The organism is Mycobacterium sp. NGS62 (genome assembly GCF_059812285.1).
Window position 1 is genome coordinate 1 of sequence record NZ_JCALCK010000005.1, and the last position, 13,557, is coordinate 13,557.

12 protein-coding genes and 3 riboswitches are annotated in these 13,557 nt (G+C 64.6%); of the genes, 7 read left to right on the plus strand and 5 right to left on the minus strand.

Going from position 1 to position 13,557, the window contains the following annotated elements; all coding sequences use genetic code 11:
- The first annotated feature begins 56 nt into the window (after window positions 1-56).
- From AC5Y49_RS14310 to AC5Y49_RS14320, 3 genes are all read left to right on the plus strand, one after another.
- Entirely contained in the window at window positions 57-452 is a 396-nt protein-coding gene (locus AC5Y49_RS14310; RefSeq protein ID WP_499888052.1) for a DoxX family protein, read from the plus strand.
- Window positions 453-454: 2 nt separating this feature from the next.
- Window positions 455-832, plus strand: coding sequence for a nuclear transport factor 2 family protein (locus AC5Y49_RS14315; RefSeq protein ID WP_499888054.1), 378 nt, complete (start codon window positions 455-457; stop codon window positions 830-832).
- Window positions 833-847: 15 nt separating this feature from the next.
- A riboswitch (guanidine-III (ykkC-III) riboswitch) is annotated at window positions 848-910 on the plus strand.
- 11 nt (window positions 911-921) lie between these two features.
- Window positions 922-1,236: a DMT family transporter gene (locus tag AC5Y49_RS14320; RefSeq protein WP_499888056.1), complete on the plus strand. Its 315-nt coding sequence runs from the start codon at window positions 922-924 to the stop codon at window positions 1,234-1,236.
- Here the strand turns inward: AC5Y49_RS14320 and yhjD are convergent.
- The 3 genes from yhjD to AC5Y49_RS14335 are packed head-to-tail and all read right to left on the minus strand — an operon-like array spanning window position 1,233 to window position 5,002.
- Window positions 1,233-2,255: an inner membrane protein YhjD gene (yhjD, locus tag AC5Y49_RS14325; protein ID WP_499888058.1), complete on the minus strand. Its 1,023-nt coding sequence runs from the start codon at window positions 2,253-2,255 to the stop codon at window positions 1,233-1,235. The genes AC5Y49_RS14320 and yhjD overlap by 4 nt on opposite strands.
- Window positions 2,256-2,275: 20 nt before the next feature.
- Window positions 2,276-3,295 carry a tryptophan--tRNA ligase gene (gene trpS, locus AC5Y49_RS14330; protein WP_499888059.1) on the minus strand — a complete coding sequence of 340 codons (1,020 nt, stop codon included), beginning with the start codon at window positions 3,293-3,295 and terminating at the stop codon, window positions 2,276-2,278.
- Between the two features lie 48 nt (window positions 3,296-3,343).
- Window positions 3,344-5,002 carry a PPE family protein gene (locus tag AC5Y49_RS14335; protein ID WP_499888061.1) on the minus strand — a complete coding sequence of 553 codons (1,659 nt, stop codon included), beginning with the start codon at window positions 5,000-5,002 and terminating at the stop codon, window positions 3,344-3,346.
- A gap of 111 nt (window positions 5,003-5,113) precedes the next feature.
- Window positions 5,114-5,273: riboswitch (cobalamin riboswitch) on the minus strand.
- 109 nt (window positions 5,274-5,382) lie between these two features.
- On the opposite strand from AC5Y49_RS14335, the gene ephH reads away from it, so the two are divergent.
- Complete coding sequence (ephH, locus tag AC5Y49_RS14340) at window positions 5,383-6,213, plus strand: epoxide hydrolase EphH (RefSeq protein WP_499888063.1); 831 nt, start codon at window positions 5,383-5,385, stop codon at window positions 6,211-6,213.
- On the opposite strand, the gene AC5Y49_RS14345 is transcribed toward ephH, so the two are convergent.
- Window positions 6,200-7,432, minus strand: coding sequence for an NADP-dependent isocitrate dehydrogenase (locus AC5Y49_RS14345; RefSeq protein ID WP_499888064.1), 1,233 nt, complete (start codon window positions 7,430-7,432; stop codon window positions 6,200-6,202). The two genes, ephH and AC5Y49_RS14345, sit on opposite strands and share 14 nt — an antisense overlap.
- A 132-nt stretch (window positions 7,433-7,564) precedes the next feature.
- Window positions 7,565-9,808 carry an NADP-dependent isocitrate dehydrogenase gene (locus AC5Y49_RS14350; RefSeq protein ID WP_499888066.1) on the minus strand — a complete coding sequence of 748 codons (2,244 nt, stop codon included), beginning with the start codon at window positions 9,806-9,808 and terminating at the stop codon, window positions 7,565-7,567.
- A 188-nt stretch (window positions 9,809-9,996) separates the two neighbouring features.
- A riboswitch (SAM riboswitch) is annotated at window positions 9,997-10,117 on the plus strand.
- Window positions 10,118-10,292: 175 nt separating this feature from the next.
- Between AC5Y49_RS14350 and AC5Y49_RS14355 the strand changes: the two genes are divergently transcribed.
- The 3 genes from AC5Y49_RS14355 to AC5Y49_RS14365 are packed head-to-tail and all read left to right on the plus strand — an operon-like array spanning window position 10,293 to window position 13,529.
- Window positions 10,293-11,651 (plus strand): bifunctional o-acetylhomoserine/o-acetylserine sulfhydrylase, encoded by a 1,359-nt coding sequence (locus AC5Y49_RS14355; protein ID WP_499888067.1) that lies wholly within the window; start codon window positions 10,293-10,295, stop codon window positions 11,649-11,651.
- Between the two features lie 10 nt (window positions 11,652-11,661).
- Window positions 11,662-12,801, plus strand: a complete 1,140-nt coding sequence (metX, locus tag AC5Y49_RS14360) for a homoserine O-acetyltransferase MetX (RefSeq protein WP_499888069.1) — start codon at window positions 11,662-11,664, stop codon at window positions 12,799-12,801.
- Complete coding sequence (locus AC5Y49_RS14365; protein ID WP_499888071.1) at window positions 12,798-13,529, plus strand: class I SAM-dependent methyltransferase; 732 nt, start codon at window positions 12,798-12,800, stop codon at window positions 13,527-13,529. The genes metX and AC5Y49_RS14365 overlap by 4 nt, the downstream gene beginning before the upstream one ends.
- The last annotated feature ends 28 nt before the right edge of the window (window positions 13,530-13,557 follow it).

Genomic DNA, 13,557 nt, shown 5'->3' on the forward strand with positions numbered 1-13,557 from the left:
CCCACCGGTGACCTGACAGCTGCTGTCACATCCGGCGACGGTGCCACGTCTTAACCGTGAACCCATTCGATCTGGAGGACACGATGAATGCACTGCTGTGGACCCTGCAAGTGTTGCTTGCCGCCATCTTCGCCGTTTCCGGGCTGGCGAAAATCAGCTGGTCCAGGGACCGGCTCATCGCAACCGGCCAAACCGGTGTTGCACCGTTTCCGATGCCGGTGGTCCGCGTGACCGCGTTCTGCGAATTGCTTGGCGCCGTGGGAATCCTGATGCCCACGATCACCGGAGTCGCGCCGTACCTGACTCCGCTCGCCGCGCTCGGTTTCGTGGTCGTCATGGTAGGCGCGATGAGCTCGCACGCGTATCTTCGCGAGCCGCGCAGCGTCGCGGTCAACATCCTGATTCTGATCGCGGCGGTCACCGTAGCCGTTGGCCGGGCGCCGGTGATGTGAGCATGCACGCATTTCGCGCCGCCGTCGAGGCCGGCAATATCGACACAATCGGCACACTGTTCACCGACGACGTGGTTCTGCACAGCCCGGTCGCGCACCGGCCATACACCGGCCGGAACACCGTGGCAGCGATCATCTCGGCGGTCGCGACCGTATTGCACGAGTTTCGCTTCGAAAGGGAAATCGACGCAGGCGCCGCCGATCACGCGTTACTGTTCAACGCCACCGTGGACGGTTTGCAGATCCAGGGCTGCGACTTCCTGCACAGTCGCGACGACGGCTTGATCGACGAATTGACCGTGATGGTCCGTCCACTCAAAGCCGCCACCGTCTTCGCGCAGCAGGTGACCGCAGAGCTCGGAAGAGCCGGGCTCCCTTAGGCTTTGCTATCCTCGAGCCGGTCAGCAACTGACAACCCGACGAGGTGCACCGTACCGGGCCAGACAAGACGGCGCTGCGGAGGTGCACGATGGCCTGGGTGGTGTTGGTGATATCCGGAATGCTGGAAGCGGTATGGGCGACGGCCCTGAACCGTTCCGACGGCTTCTCCCGACTGGGTGCCTCACTGGTTTTCGTGATAGCGCTGACGTTGTCGATGGCGGGGCTGGCGTTCGCGATGCGCAGCCTGCCGACCGGAACCAGCTATGCGGTGTGGGTGGGCATTGGCGCGGTGCTCACCGTCGCTTACGCCATGTTGACCGGAGACGAAGCCGCGTCACTGATCAAGGTGCTGCTCATCGCCGGCGTCGTCGGCTGCATCGTCGGCCTCAAGGTGGTGAGTTAACGCCGACGAAGCAGCCGGGAAAGCCCCAGTGCGCCAACGGCTCCGACCGCTGCCGCGACCAGCGCCTGCCGAGCGCTCAAACCGTCGTCGGGCTGCGCCCGGGGGGTGATCATCGCCGGGTCGGGCGGCTCTACGGGCGCGGCGAGCAGATTCTCCGGTGAGGTCGCCGCCCAGGCGGTGGCGAACAACAGCAGACGGGCGGTGATGTAGACGAACACCATCAACCCCAGCACCGGGCCGAACGTCGCGCCGGCCGGGGTATGCAGCACCGACCGCAGATAGATCGACCCGACCAACTTGAACACCTCGAACCCAATCGCGGCGAGCAGTCCGGCTCGTATCGAGCTGGCGAAGCTGATCGACTCCCGGGGCAGCCGGGCGATCATCCAGGTGAACACCAGCCATGACACCACCACCGACATCAGCACCGACACGCCGCGAAAGATCACGTCCAGCATCGGCACGTTGTGAATGCCCAGCCAGCCAAGCACTTTGGCCATCGGTGCGGCACTGGCCAGCGCGCTCAGCGCCAAGGTCGCGACGATCGCGACGAACGTGGACACCATCGCAAACAGATCCGACAGCTTGGTCCGAACGAATCCGGGTCGTTCGCCGCGCTGCATCCACATCTCGCTGAGCGCTTCGCGGAGATGGGCCATCCAGCTCAGGCCCGCCCACGCCGCGGTGGCCAAACCGATCAGGCCGACTGAGGCGCGCGAGTCGATCGCGGTATTCATCAAATCGACGACCTGTTGACCCAAGTTACCGGGCACACTGCCCCGCACCTTGTGGTCGATCTGGGCCAGTAGCGCGGGCCGGCGCGACAAAACGAAGCCGCCAGCGGCGAAACCGACCATCAGCAAGGGAAACAGCGCGAAGATCGTGTAGTAGGTGAGGCCGGCCGCGAAATAGTTGCCCCTGGCGTCATTGAAACGCTCGTTGGCCTGCATCACGCGGTCGAACCACCCGTACCGCGCACGCAGCCGATCCAGAAGTCCGGGTTGGGCCGATTCGCTCATGACCTCCGCATCGTCGCGGACTAGAAACGTCGTGGAAGAAACCCTAGCCGGTCATAGACCCGATCGACCGTTTTTGCCGCCACATCCTGCGCTCGTGCCGCCCCATTAGCCAGCACGGACTCCAATTCGGCCGGATCTGCGAGCAACTCGTCGACCCGGGTCTTGATCGGTGTCACGAATTCGACGACGGCGTCGGCGGTGTCTTTCTTCAGGTCGCCATAACCCCGCCCGGCGTAATGCCCTACCAAGGTGTCGAGGTCGACACCGCTGACCGCGGACTGGATCCCGAGCAGATTCGACACCCCGGGTTTGGCCACCGGGTCATAGCGGATGTCGCGTTCGCTGTCGGTTACCGCCGAGCGAATCTTCTTGGCCGACAACCGCGGATCGTCGAGCAGGTTGATCAGGCCGGCGTCGGTCGCAGCCGATTTGCTCATCTTGGCTGACGGGTCTTGCAAATCGTAGATCTTCGCGGTGACCTTGGGGATGAGCAGGTCGGGAACGACGAAAGTATCCGGGAACCGGCTGTTGAAGCGCTGCGCGACGTCGCGGGCCAATTCGAGATGCTGGCGCTGGTCCTCGCCGACCGGCACCAGTTCGGCGTCATAGGCCAGCACGTCGGCAGCCTGCAGTACCGGGTAGGTGAACAGCCCCACCGTCGTCGACTCGGCGCCCTGGCGCGTCGACTTGTCTTTGAACTGCGTCATCCGTGAGGCCTGGCCGAAACCGGTGAAACAGCCCAGCACCCAAGCCAGCTGAGTGTGGGCCGGCACGTGACTTTGCACGAAGATTGTGCTGCGGGCCGGGTCGATGCCCAGCGCGAGATACTGCGCCGCGGTGACTAGCGTGCGCCGCCGCAACACGTCGGGCTCCTGCGGGATGGTGATGGCGTGCAGGTCGACCACGCAGAAGAACGTGTCATGGTCGTCCTGCAACTCGGCCCAATGAGTCACCGCACCCAGAGCGTTGCCGAGGTGAAGCGAGTCAGAGGTGGGCTGCACACCGGAGAAGACCCGGCGGGTTGCGGTAGCGGTGTTCATGATGGCTCGATCTTTTCACGCGGGCCCCGGCCGGCAGCCCACGGTCACTCAGTCGGGCACGTGATCCCAGGTGCTGGGCATCATCGGCGCCGTGGACCCGCCGCAGTAGGAGCCACCGGTCACGGTGGTCAATCCCGCCGGCTGCGCCCCGGCCACCGTGCGTTCGGTCCCGGCGAATCCGATGGGTCCCGCGCCCTGATCCGAGGCCACGACCGGCGGCTCTGGCTCCAGGTCCATGTATTCGTACCCGCGGCCCAGTTGCGTGACCTCCGCCCGCCGGTGCCGCCCACCCGGGGCCTGGTCTTCCATAGCCGCTGCAGCCACTAAGGGCTGAGCACCCTGGGCATGTCGCGCCTTCTTCCGGCGGGCGCCGGTGCTGGCCGCCCGCCGCGCATCGGCGGTCAGTCCACCAAGCATGTAGGCCAACCCGTCCATGGTCAGACCAACCGGTGGCGCCGACGGCGCCGGCGGTGGCGCCACGGGTGCCGGCGGCGCAGGGGCCGTTGCCGGCGCGGGGACGGGCGACGGTGCAGGTGCCGGAGCCGGGACGGGAGGCGGGGTCGGCGCCAGTGCCAACGCCAGGGGCGGAGGGGCTGGGATGACGGGCATTACCGGGATGCCGTGCAGATGCAAACCCGCCAAGCCCACGGCGCCGCCCAGCAACATGGGGGCAGCCACCAACGGAATCAGCGGGAGGGTCAGCAACGGTAGGAAAACCGGGAGCAGGGTCGTCTCCAGCAGCGTCTTGAGCAGCGCGATGGTATCGGTGATGATCGTGCCGATCGCTTCGACTGTGGTGAACAGAATCGTGAAAGCGATCGTCGCGGGGTTACCCGTCGCGAATGCGGCGGCGAGATCCGCCCCGATGAATCCGAAGGTTTGCGACAGCAGCGCGACGTACGTTCCGATGTCCATCGGGTAGCCAAGAGCGAACGCGATGTTGGCCGGGTTGAGGTAGGTAAGCGGATTTCCGAGTATCGGTAGCCAGGGATCAAACCCGGCGAACATGTCCTGGAAGAACGGGTCGCTCATCAGACCGTCGATCAGCGGTTGGAAGACCCTGTCGTAAAAGTCGGTGAACCCGCTGTTGTTCAGCCAGTCAAGGACGTCGTCCTGACGGTCCGGGGGCAGCGGTGACGGCTGATCGGAAGTGGCCGCCGAGGTGTCGGCTTTCATGATCTGCGGCGCAGGCGTGGTTTGCGGTGACGCCGCGACCGCAGCGGTGGCGACAGTTTGATAGGTGCCCATCACGGTGGCGGCCTGAATCCACATCCGCACGTAGTCGGCCTCGTTCAGCGCGATCGGAATCGCGTTGACGCCGAAGAAATTCGTTGCCACCAACGCCGCGTGGGCGGCATGGTTGGCGGCCAGCTCGGCCAACGTCGGCATGGCCGCCAGCGCACTGATGTAGGCCGTGGCGGCGGTTTCATGCCGGGCCGCTCGGACGGCGCTATCGGTGGAGGCTTGCATCAGCCACGCCAGATACGGCGCGTGCGCGGCCACGTAGCTCTCGGCCGTCGGACCGTCCCACGTCCCGGCCTGCACCGCCCCCAACAGCGCGGTGAGTTCCTCAGCCGCCTCGAGGTATTCGGTGCCCAGCGAATTCCACGCCGTCGCAGCGGCCAGCAGCGAGCCGGGGCCGGGACCACTGGATAGCAGCGTCGAATGCACTTCCGGCGGCGCGGCCATCCAAATCGGCGCGGTCACCGCCCACTACCTGAAATCGCAACAAGTTTATCGAAATGGGCAGCCGCGACGGCCGACCCTGACATGCATGGCATGGCGATTCGTCAGCTCTCTCGGGGTACACCGCCCCGGGTAGCAGGATGCGACGACGCGAGTGTCCTGGCTCTCGGATCGTTGCTCGCCTCGCCTTCCAGCTCGCAGCCGTGGCGGATGAGGGTCGCTCCCCGATGACAGTGGCGGGACCGCGCCGGACTTGCACCGGCTTCCTGCAACGTCGTCGCCTTACCGGCGGATTATGGCATGCCAATCCCGTCATTCGCGAATCAGTCGCAAGACGCCGGCGATATGCAATTCCACTGGCGCAATTGCGAGTACCGGCGGTATCGCCATAGTGTCGGCATATGCGCGCGCCAATTCATCTGGGTACCGGCGAACCGGTCCTGCTGCTACATCCCTTTCTGATCTCGCAGCTGGTATGGGAGACCGTCGCGCAGCAATTGGCCGACACCGGCCGCTATGAGGTGTTCGCCCCGACGATGGCCGGCCACAACGGCGGGCCCTACTCGGGTACCTGGTTTCTGAGCTCGGAGGTACTGGCCGATCACGTGGAGCGGCAGCTCGATGAGCTGGGCTGGAACACCGCCCACATCGTCGGCAACTCGCTGGGCGGCTGGGTGGCATTCGAACTGGAGAGCCGGGGCCGGGCCCGCACCATCACCGGAATCGCCCCGGCGGGCGGATGGACGCGGTGGAGCCCCACCAAGTTCGAGGTGATCGCCAAGTTCGTGCTGGGTATGCCGGTATGGGCGCTGGCCCGCTGGCTCGGGCCGCGCGCGTTGCAGCTACCGTTCAGCCGCCAGCTGGCCACCCTGCCGATCAGTGGATCACCGGAGGGCGTCAGCGAAGCCGAGCTCCGGGCGATCATCGACGACGTTGCGCACTGCCCGGCCTACTTCCAGCTGCTGATCAAAGCGCTGTTGATGCCCGGACTGGCGGACTTGGCGCAGACCGCCGTTCCCGCCCATCTGGTGATCTGCGAAAAGGACCGGGTCTTTCCGGGGCCGAGATCCCACCGCTACTTCAGGGGCCAACTTCCCAAGGGCACGCAGGTGACGGAGCTCGACGGTGTCGGTCACATCCCGATGTTCGAAGCGCCGGGCCGCATCACCGAAGTCATCACCGATTTCCTCGACCAATACAGCCCGCCGATCCGCGAGATCAGGTCGAGCTGAGGGCCTTGTCCAGGTTCTCGGCGATCGTGTTGAGGAACTCCTCGCTGGTCTGCCAGTCTTGATCCTCGCCGATCAGCAGTGCGAGGTCCTTGGTCATCTGGCCGCCCTCGACGGTGGTGACGACGACGTCTTCCAGCTTCTGAGCGAACTCGCTGACCTCGGGGGTGTTGTCCAGCTTGCCGCGGTGCTGCAGCCCCCGGGTCCACGCGAAAATCGAGGCGATCGGGTTGGTGGACGTGGGCTTGCCTTCCTGATACTGACGGAAATGCCGCGTGACGGTGCCATGCGCGGCTTCGGCCTCGACCGTCTTACCGTCGGCGGTCATCAGCACCGACGTCATCAACCCGAGTGAACCGTAGCCCTGCGCCACCGCGTCGGATTGCACGTCGCCGTCGTAGTTCTTGCAGGCCCAGACATAGCCGCCCTCCCACTTCAGGCAGGCCGCCACCATGTCGTCGATCAACCGGTGCTCGTAGGTCAGTCCGGCTTTTTCGAACTTGTCCTTGAACTCCTCGTCGTAGATGCGCTGGAACTCGTCTTTGAACATGCCGTCATACGACTTGAGGATGGTGTTCTTGGTCGACAGATACACCGGGTAGTTCTCTTGCAGGCCATAGGCAAACGACGTGCGGGCGAAGTCCTGGATCGATTCCTTGAAGTTGTACATCCCCATCACGACACCGCCGTCTTCGGGAATGCTCACCATTTCATGCACAACCGGCTCGCTGTCGTCGTTGGGTGTGAAGGTCAGCGTGACGGTCCCGGGGCGGTCCACTTTGAAGTTCGTCGCACGATACTGGTCGCCAAAAGCGTGACGGCCGATGATAATCGGCTTCTTCCAGCCGGGAACCAACCGCGGGACGTTCGAAATCATGATCGGCTCGCGAAATATTGTGCCGCCCAGAATGTTCCGGATCGTTCCGTTCGGCGACGACCACATGGTCTTGAGGTCGAACTCCTTGACGCGGGCCTCGTCGGGGGTGATGGTGGCGCACTTGACGCCGACGCCGTGCTTCTTGATGGCATAGGCGCAGTCGATCGTCACCTGGTCGTCCGTGTCGTCGCGGTGCTCGATGCCCAGGTCGTAGTAATCCAGGTCGATGTCGAGGTGCGGAAAGATCAGCAAATCCTTGATCCACTGCCAGATGACACGTGTCATCTCGTCGCCGTCGAGCTCTACTACCGTGCCTTTGACTTTGATCTTTCCGCCGTCAGACATCTGAGTCCGATCCTCCTACCCGACGATTAACGCCGCCTTGTGGGCAACCTGGTGAGCCTGCGGGTGAGCAATCTCTCTCGACCCAACACTACAAGGGGTGCCCCACAGCGGACGGTTCTGAACAATCAGGATTCAGGCGGTCGTGACCTGCGCGTCGAGTGCGGCGTTGAGTGTTTTACTCGGGCGCATCACCGCGGTCGTCTTGTCGCGATCCGGCGCGTAGTAGCCGCCGATGTCGACCGCCTCGCCCTGCGCCTCGGCCAGTTCGGCAACGATGACGTCTTCGTTTTCCTTCAGGGCATCGGCCAGTGCGGTGAAGTGCTTCCGCAGATCCTCGTCATCGTTCTGGGCCGCCAGCTCTTGCGCCCAGTACATGGCCAGATAGAACTGGCTGCCGCGGTTGTCGAGCTCACCGGTCTTGCGCGACGGGCTCTTGTTGTTGTCCAGCAGCTTGCCGATCGCGGCATCCAGCGTCGTGCCCAGAATCTCGGCGCGCTCGTTGCCGATCTTGGCGCCCATATCCTCCAGGCTGGCGCCCAGTGCCAGGAACTCGCCCAGCGAGTCCCAGCGCAGGTGATTCTCCTCCACCAGTTGCTTGACGTGCTTGGGCGCCGAACCGCCTGCGCCGGTTTCGTACATTCCGCCGCCGGCCATCAGCGGCACGATGGACAGCATCTTGGCGCTGGTGCCCAACTCCAGGATCGGAAACAGGTCAGTCAGGTAATCGCGCAGGATGTTGCCGGTCGCGGCGATGGTGTCCAGCCCGCGGATCAGCCGTTCCAAGGTGTATCGCATGGAACGAACCTGCGACATGATCTGAATGTCGAGGCCCTCGGTGTCGTGCTCCTTCAGATACGTCCTGACCTTCTTGATCAGTTCGTTTTCGTGCGGCCGGTAGGGGTCCAGCCAAAACAGCACCGGCATACCGGAGTTCCGGGCGCGGGTGACGGCCAGCTTCACCCAGTCGCGGATCGGCGCGTCCCGCACGATCGGCATCCGCCAGATGTCGCCGGCTTCCACCTCCTGCGACAGCAGCACTTCACCGGTGGCGAGGTCCACGATGTTAGCGACGCCGTCTTGGGACAGCTCGAATGTCTTGTCGTGCGACCCGTATTCCTCGGCCTGCTGCGCCATCAGACCGACGTTGGGAACGGTGCCCATCGTCGCTGGATCGAAAGCGCCGTTGGTCTTGCAGAAGTTGATGATTTCCTGGTAGATGCGGGCGAACGTGGACTCGGGGTTGACCGCCTTGGTGTCCTTTTGCCGTCCGTCGGCGCCGTACATCTTGCCGCCGGCGCGAATCATCGCCGGCATCGAGGCGTCCACGATCACGTCACTGGGCGAGTGGAAGTTCGAGATTCCTTTGGCCGAATCGACCATCGCCAACTCCGGCCGGTGCTCGTGGCAGGCGTGCAGGTCGCGAATGATCTCGTCGTGTTGCGACGCGGGCAGCGACTCGATCTTGTTGTAGAGGTCAACCAGGCCGTTGTTGACGTTGACACCCAGCTCGTCGAACAGCTTCTGATGCTTGGCGAACGCGTCCTTGTAGAAGACTTTGACCGCGTGGCCGAACACGATGGGGTGGCTGACCTTCATCATCGTCGCCTTGACGTGCAAAGAGAACATCACGCCGGTCTTGCGCGCATCCTCCATCTGTTCCTCGTAGAACTCGCGCAGAGCACGCACGCTCATGAACATGCTGTCGATGATGTCGCCCTCGGCCAGTGACACTTCCGGCTTGAGCACGATCGTCTCGCCGGTTTTGGTGACCAGTTCCATCTTCACGTCGCGCGCGCGGTCCAGCGTCATCGACTTCTCGCCGTGATAGAAGTCGCCGTGCCGCATGGTCGCCACATGAGTGCGCGATGCCATCGACCACTCGCCCATGCTGTGCGGGTGCTTACGCGCGAATTCCTTGACCGCCTTGGGCGCACGCCGATCCGAGTTGCCTTCCCGCAGCACCGGGTTCACCGCACTGCCCAAGACATTGGCGTAACGCTTTTTCAGCTCCCTTTCCCGGTCGGTTTTCGGATTCTCCGGGTAATCCGGAACCTTGAATCCCTTACCCTGCAGCTCTTTGATCGCGGCCACCAGTTGCGGCACCGACGCGCTGATGTTCGGCAGCTTGATGATCGTGGTGTCGGGCAGTTGCGTCAGCCGGCCGAGTTCGGCGAGGTTGTCGGGCACGCGCTGCTCTTCGGTGAGGTAATCGGGGAACTCGGCCAAGATGCGTGCCGCCACCGAGATGTCGCTGGCTTCGATGTTGATGCCCGCCGGTTCGGCAAACGCGCGCACGATCGGCAAAAAGGCATACGTCGCCAACAACGGCGCCTCGTCGGTCAGCGTGTAGATGATGGTCGGCTGTTCGGCGCACACGGTCTGTCTCCCGGCGTCTCAAGATTGTCAGCGGCTCGCGATGTCACGGTGGCTGCCAGTATCGCGTACGCGGTAATCGACAGCCGTAAAGGGGTCACGCGTTATCTGCGGCGTTTATCCTGCTCGGGGTCTGCATCGTCGGCGAGTCAGGTGGCGGCGTCTCACCGACGTGCGATAAGCTTCAGGTCGGTCATGAGTGCCAGCGTTCAAGCCCCGGCTTGCTGGCCGGCAACCCTCCAACCGCGGTGGGGTGCCCCGGGTGATGACCAGGTTGAGTAGCCACAACCGGCTACGCGGCAAGCGCGGGTCCGCCGTGACGGGCCCCCCGAGTAGACAGGGAAACCTGATGCACGCCTATTTGGGCCGGCCCATCGTGTCTCACAGTTGCTGACCGAATGGCCGCCGGTTGACGTCTTCTCCGGATGGCGTCCCGGGCGCCTACGAGCAACCGCCCCCGCACAAGCCATTGACAGAAAGCATGCAGATGAGCGCTGACGAGAACGACGACAACGATCCGACCGCGCATTGGTCATTCGAAACCAAACAAATCCATGTCGGGCAGCGGCCGGACCCGACCACCCACGCACGCGCCCTGCCGATCTACCAGACCACCTCCTTCACCTTCGATGACACCGCACACGCGGCGGCGCTGTTCGGGCTGGAGGTCCCGGGAAACATCTACACCCGGATCATGAATCCGACCGCCGACGTCGTCGAGCAGCGCATCGCCGCGCTCGAGGGCGGGGTGGCCGCACTGTTCCTGGCCTCCGGCCAAGCGGCGTCGACGTTCGCGCTGCTGAACCTGGCCGGCGCCGGTGACCACATCGTCTCCAGTCCGCGGCTCTACGGCGGCACCTACAACCTGTTCCACTATTCGCTGGCCAAGATCGGCGTCGAGGTCACCTTCATCGACGATCCCGACAACCTGGAGTCCTGGCGCTCGGCGATCCGGCCCAACACCAAGGCGTTCTTCGCCGAGACGATCTCCAATCCGCAGATCGACGTGCTGGATACCCCGGGCGTGGCCGCTATTGCCCATCAGAACGGGCTGCCGCTGATCGTCGACAACACCGTCGCCACCCCCTACCTGATCCAGCCGATCGCCCAGGGCGCTGACATTGTGGTCCATTCGGCCACCAAATACCTGGGTGGCCATGGCGCCGCGATCGCCGGTGTCATCGTCGACGGTGGCACGTTCGACTGGACGGGCGGCCGTTTTCCCGACTTCACCACGCCCGACCCCAGTTACCACGGCGTGGTCTACGCGGAATTGGGGCCGCCCGCGTTCGCGCTCAAAGCTCGGGTGCAACTGCTGCGCGACTATGGTTCTGCGGCCTCGCCGTTCAACGCGTTCTTGGTCGCGCAGGGGCTGGAAACCTTGAGTCTGCGCATGGAGCGTCACGTCGGCAACGCCAAGCGGGTCGCCGAGTTTTTGGCCGATCATGACGACGTGGTGTCGGTCAACTACGCCGGGCTGCCGAGCTCGCCGTGGTACGAGCTGGGAAAGAAGCTGGCGCCCAGAGGAACCGGCGCAGTGCTGGCCTTCGAGTTGGCCGGCGGCGTGGAGGCCGGGAAGGCGTTTGTCAATGCGCTGCAACTGCACAGCCACGTCGCCAACATCGGGGATGTGCGGTCGCTGGTGATCCATCCGGCATCGACGACCCACTCCCAACTCAGTCCTGAGGAGCAGCTGTCAAGCGGCGTCAGCCCGGGGCTGGTGCGGTTGGCCGTCGGCATCGAGGGTATCGATGACATCCTGGCCGACTTGCAACTCGGCTTTGCTGCGGCTCGCAAATTCGGTGCCGCCACCGCGGGCGACCCGCACGCCGTGGCGGCATTCTGAGGAGGCTTGGGTGACAATCTTCGACGTGCCAACTCAAGCGCTTCCCGCCGAAGGGGAGCTCGGCGTCGTTGACGTCGGTTCGCTGACGCTGGAAAGCGGCGTGGTGCTCGACGACGTCCAGATCGCCGTACAGCGGTGGGGAGAGTTGTCGCCGTCACGCGACAACGTCGTCGTGGTGTTGCACGCGCTCACCGGCGATTCGCACATCACCGGCCCCGCCGGGCCCGGGCAGCCTACGCCGGGCTGGTGGGACGGCATCGCCGGGCCGGGTGCGCCGATCGACACCAACCGTTGGTGCGCACTGTCCACCAACGTGCTGGGCGGCTGCCGCGGCTCAACCGGGCCCAGCTCACTGGCTCCCGACGGAAAACCCTGGGGCTCACGGTTTCCGCTTGTCACGATTCGCGATCAGGTGGAGGCAGACATCGCGGCGTTGGCCGCACTGGGCATCACCAAAGTTGCCGCCGTCGTCGGCGGATCGATGGGCGGCGCACGGGCGCTGGAATGGATTATCGGCCACCCCGACGAGGTTGCGTCCGCGTTGCTATTGGCGGTGGGTGCGCGTAGCACTGCCGACGAGATCGGCACCCAGGTCAGCCAGCTCAGAGCGATCGAGGCCGACCCGAACTGGCAGGGCGGTGACTACCACGGCACCGGCCGCACACCCGACGTCGGACTGGCGATCGCCCGTCAATTCGCGCACCTGGCTTTCCGGGGCGAGCTCGAGTTGGACACCCGCTTCGCCAATGATCCTCAGAGCGGCGAAGATCCGGCGACGGGCGGTCGTTACTCCGTGCAAGGTTATCTGGAGTATCAGAGCAGCAAGTTGGTCGCCCGGTTCGATGCCGGAAGCTATGTGGCCTTGACCCACGCGATGATTGGACACGACGTCGGTCGCGACCGCGGCGGGGTCGCCGAGGCACTGCGCGGCTGTCCGGTGCCGGTGGTGATCGGGGGCATTACTTCCGACCGGCTCTTTCCGCTGCGGCTGCAGGAGGAACTGGCTGACCTGATGCCGGGATGCACCGAGCTACAGATCATCGACTCGATCTACGGACACGACGGCTTCTTGGTGGAATCCGAAGCCGTCGGCGAATTGGTGCGACGGACGCTGGATATAGCCGCCCGCGAAGGTGTGCGCCGGCGGTGACCCGCTCCCGGCAAGCCCGCTCGCTGTCGTTCGGCGCCGAAGCGGCCGCCTACGAGCGGGGCCGTCCGTCCTACCCGCCGGAGGCCATCGACTGGCTGCTGCCGGCTGAGGCCCGCGATGTGCTCGACCTTGGCGCGGGGACCGGCAAGCTGACCACTCGGCTGGTTGAACGCGGCCTGGCCGTGGTGGCGGTGGATCCGATCGCTGAGATGTTGGAGGTGCTGCGCAGCTCGTTGCCGGACACCCCGGCATTACTGGGTACCGCCGAAGAGATTCCGCTGGCGGACAACAGTGTTGACGCGGTGCTGGTCGCCCAGGCGTGGCATTGGTTCGACCCGGCACGCGCAATTCCGGAAGTGGCCCGGGTGCTGCGGCCCGGCGGCCGGCTGGCCCTGGTGTGGAACACTCGCGACGAGCGGCTCGGCTGGGTGCGCGAGCTGGGTCGCATCATCGGGCGCGACGGTGACCCGGTCCGTGACAAAGTGACGCTGCCCGGGCCCTTCACGGACTTGCAGCGCCATCAGGTCGAGTGGACGAGTTACTTGACGCCGCAAGCTCTTATCGACCTGGTGGCGTCTCGCAGCTACTGCATCACCTCGCCGACCGAAGTGCGTAGCAAGACGCTCGATGAGGTACGCGAATTGCTGGCCACTCATCCCGCGCTGGCGAGCGCAGGGGGCCTGGCGCTGCCGTACGTGACGGTCTGCGTACGCGCCACGCTGTCCTGAACCTGGCCGAGTGGCCAGTTATTACACC

Excerpts from the sequence above, each read along its gene's own strand:
- AC5Y49_RS14320 (WP_499888056.1), top strand. The coding sequence starts at position 922 with ATGGCCTGGGTGGTGTTGGTGATATCCGGAATGCTGGAAGCGGTATGG.
- ephH (WP_499888063.1), top strand. The coding sequence starts at position 5,383 with ATGCGCGCGCCAATTCATCTGGGTACCGGCGAACCGGTCCTGCTGCTA.
- trpS (WP_499888059.1), bottom strand. The coding sequence starts at position 3,295 with ATGAACACCGCTACCGCAACCCGCCGGGTCTTCTCCGGTGTGCAGCCC.
- AC5Y49_RS14315 (WP_499888054.1), top strand. The coding sequence starts at position 455 with ATGCACGCATTTCGCGCCGCCGTCGAGGCCGGCAATATCGACACAATC.
- AC5Y49_RS14345 (WP_499888064.1), bottom strand. The coding sequence starts at position 7,432 with ATGTCTGACGGCGGAAAGATCAAAGTCAAAGGCACGGTAGTAGAGCTC.
- AC5Y49_RS14355 (WP_499888067.1), top strand. The coding sequence starts at position 10,293 with ATGAGCGCTGACGAGAACGACGACAACGATCCGACCGCGCATTGGTCA.
- yhjD (WP_499888058.1), bottom strand. The coding sequence starts at position 2,255 with ATGAGCGAATCGGCCCAACCCGGACTTCTGGATCGGCTGCGTGCGCGG.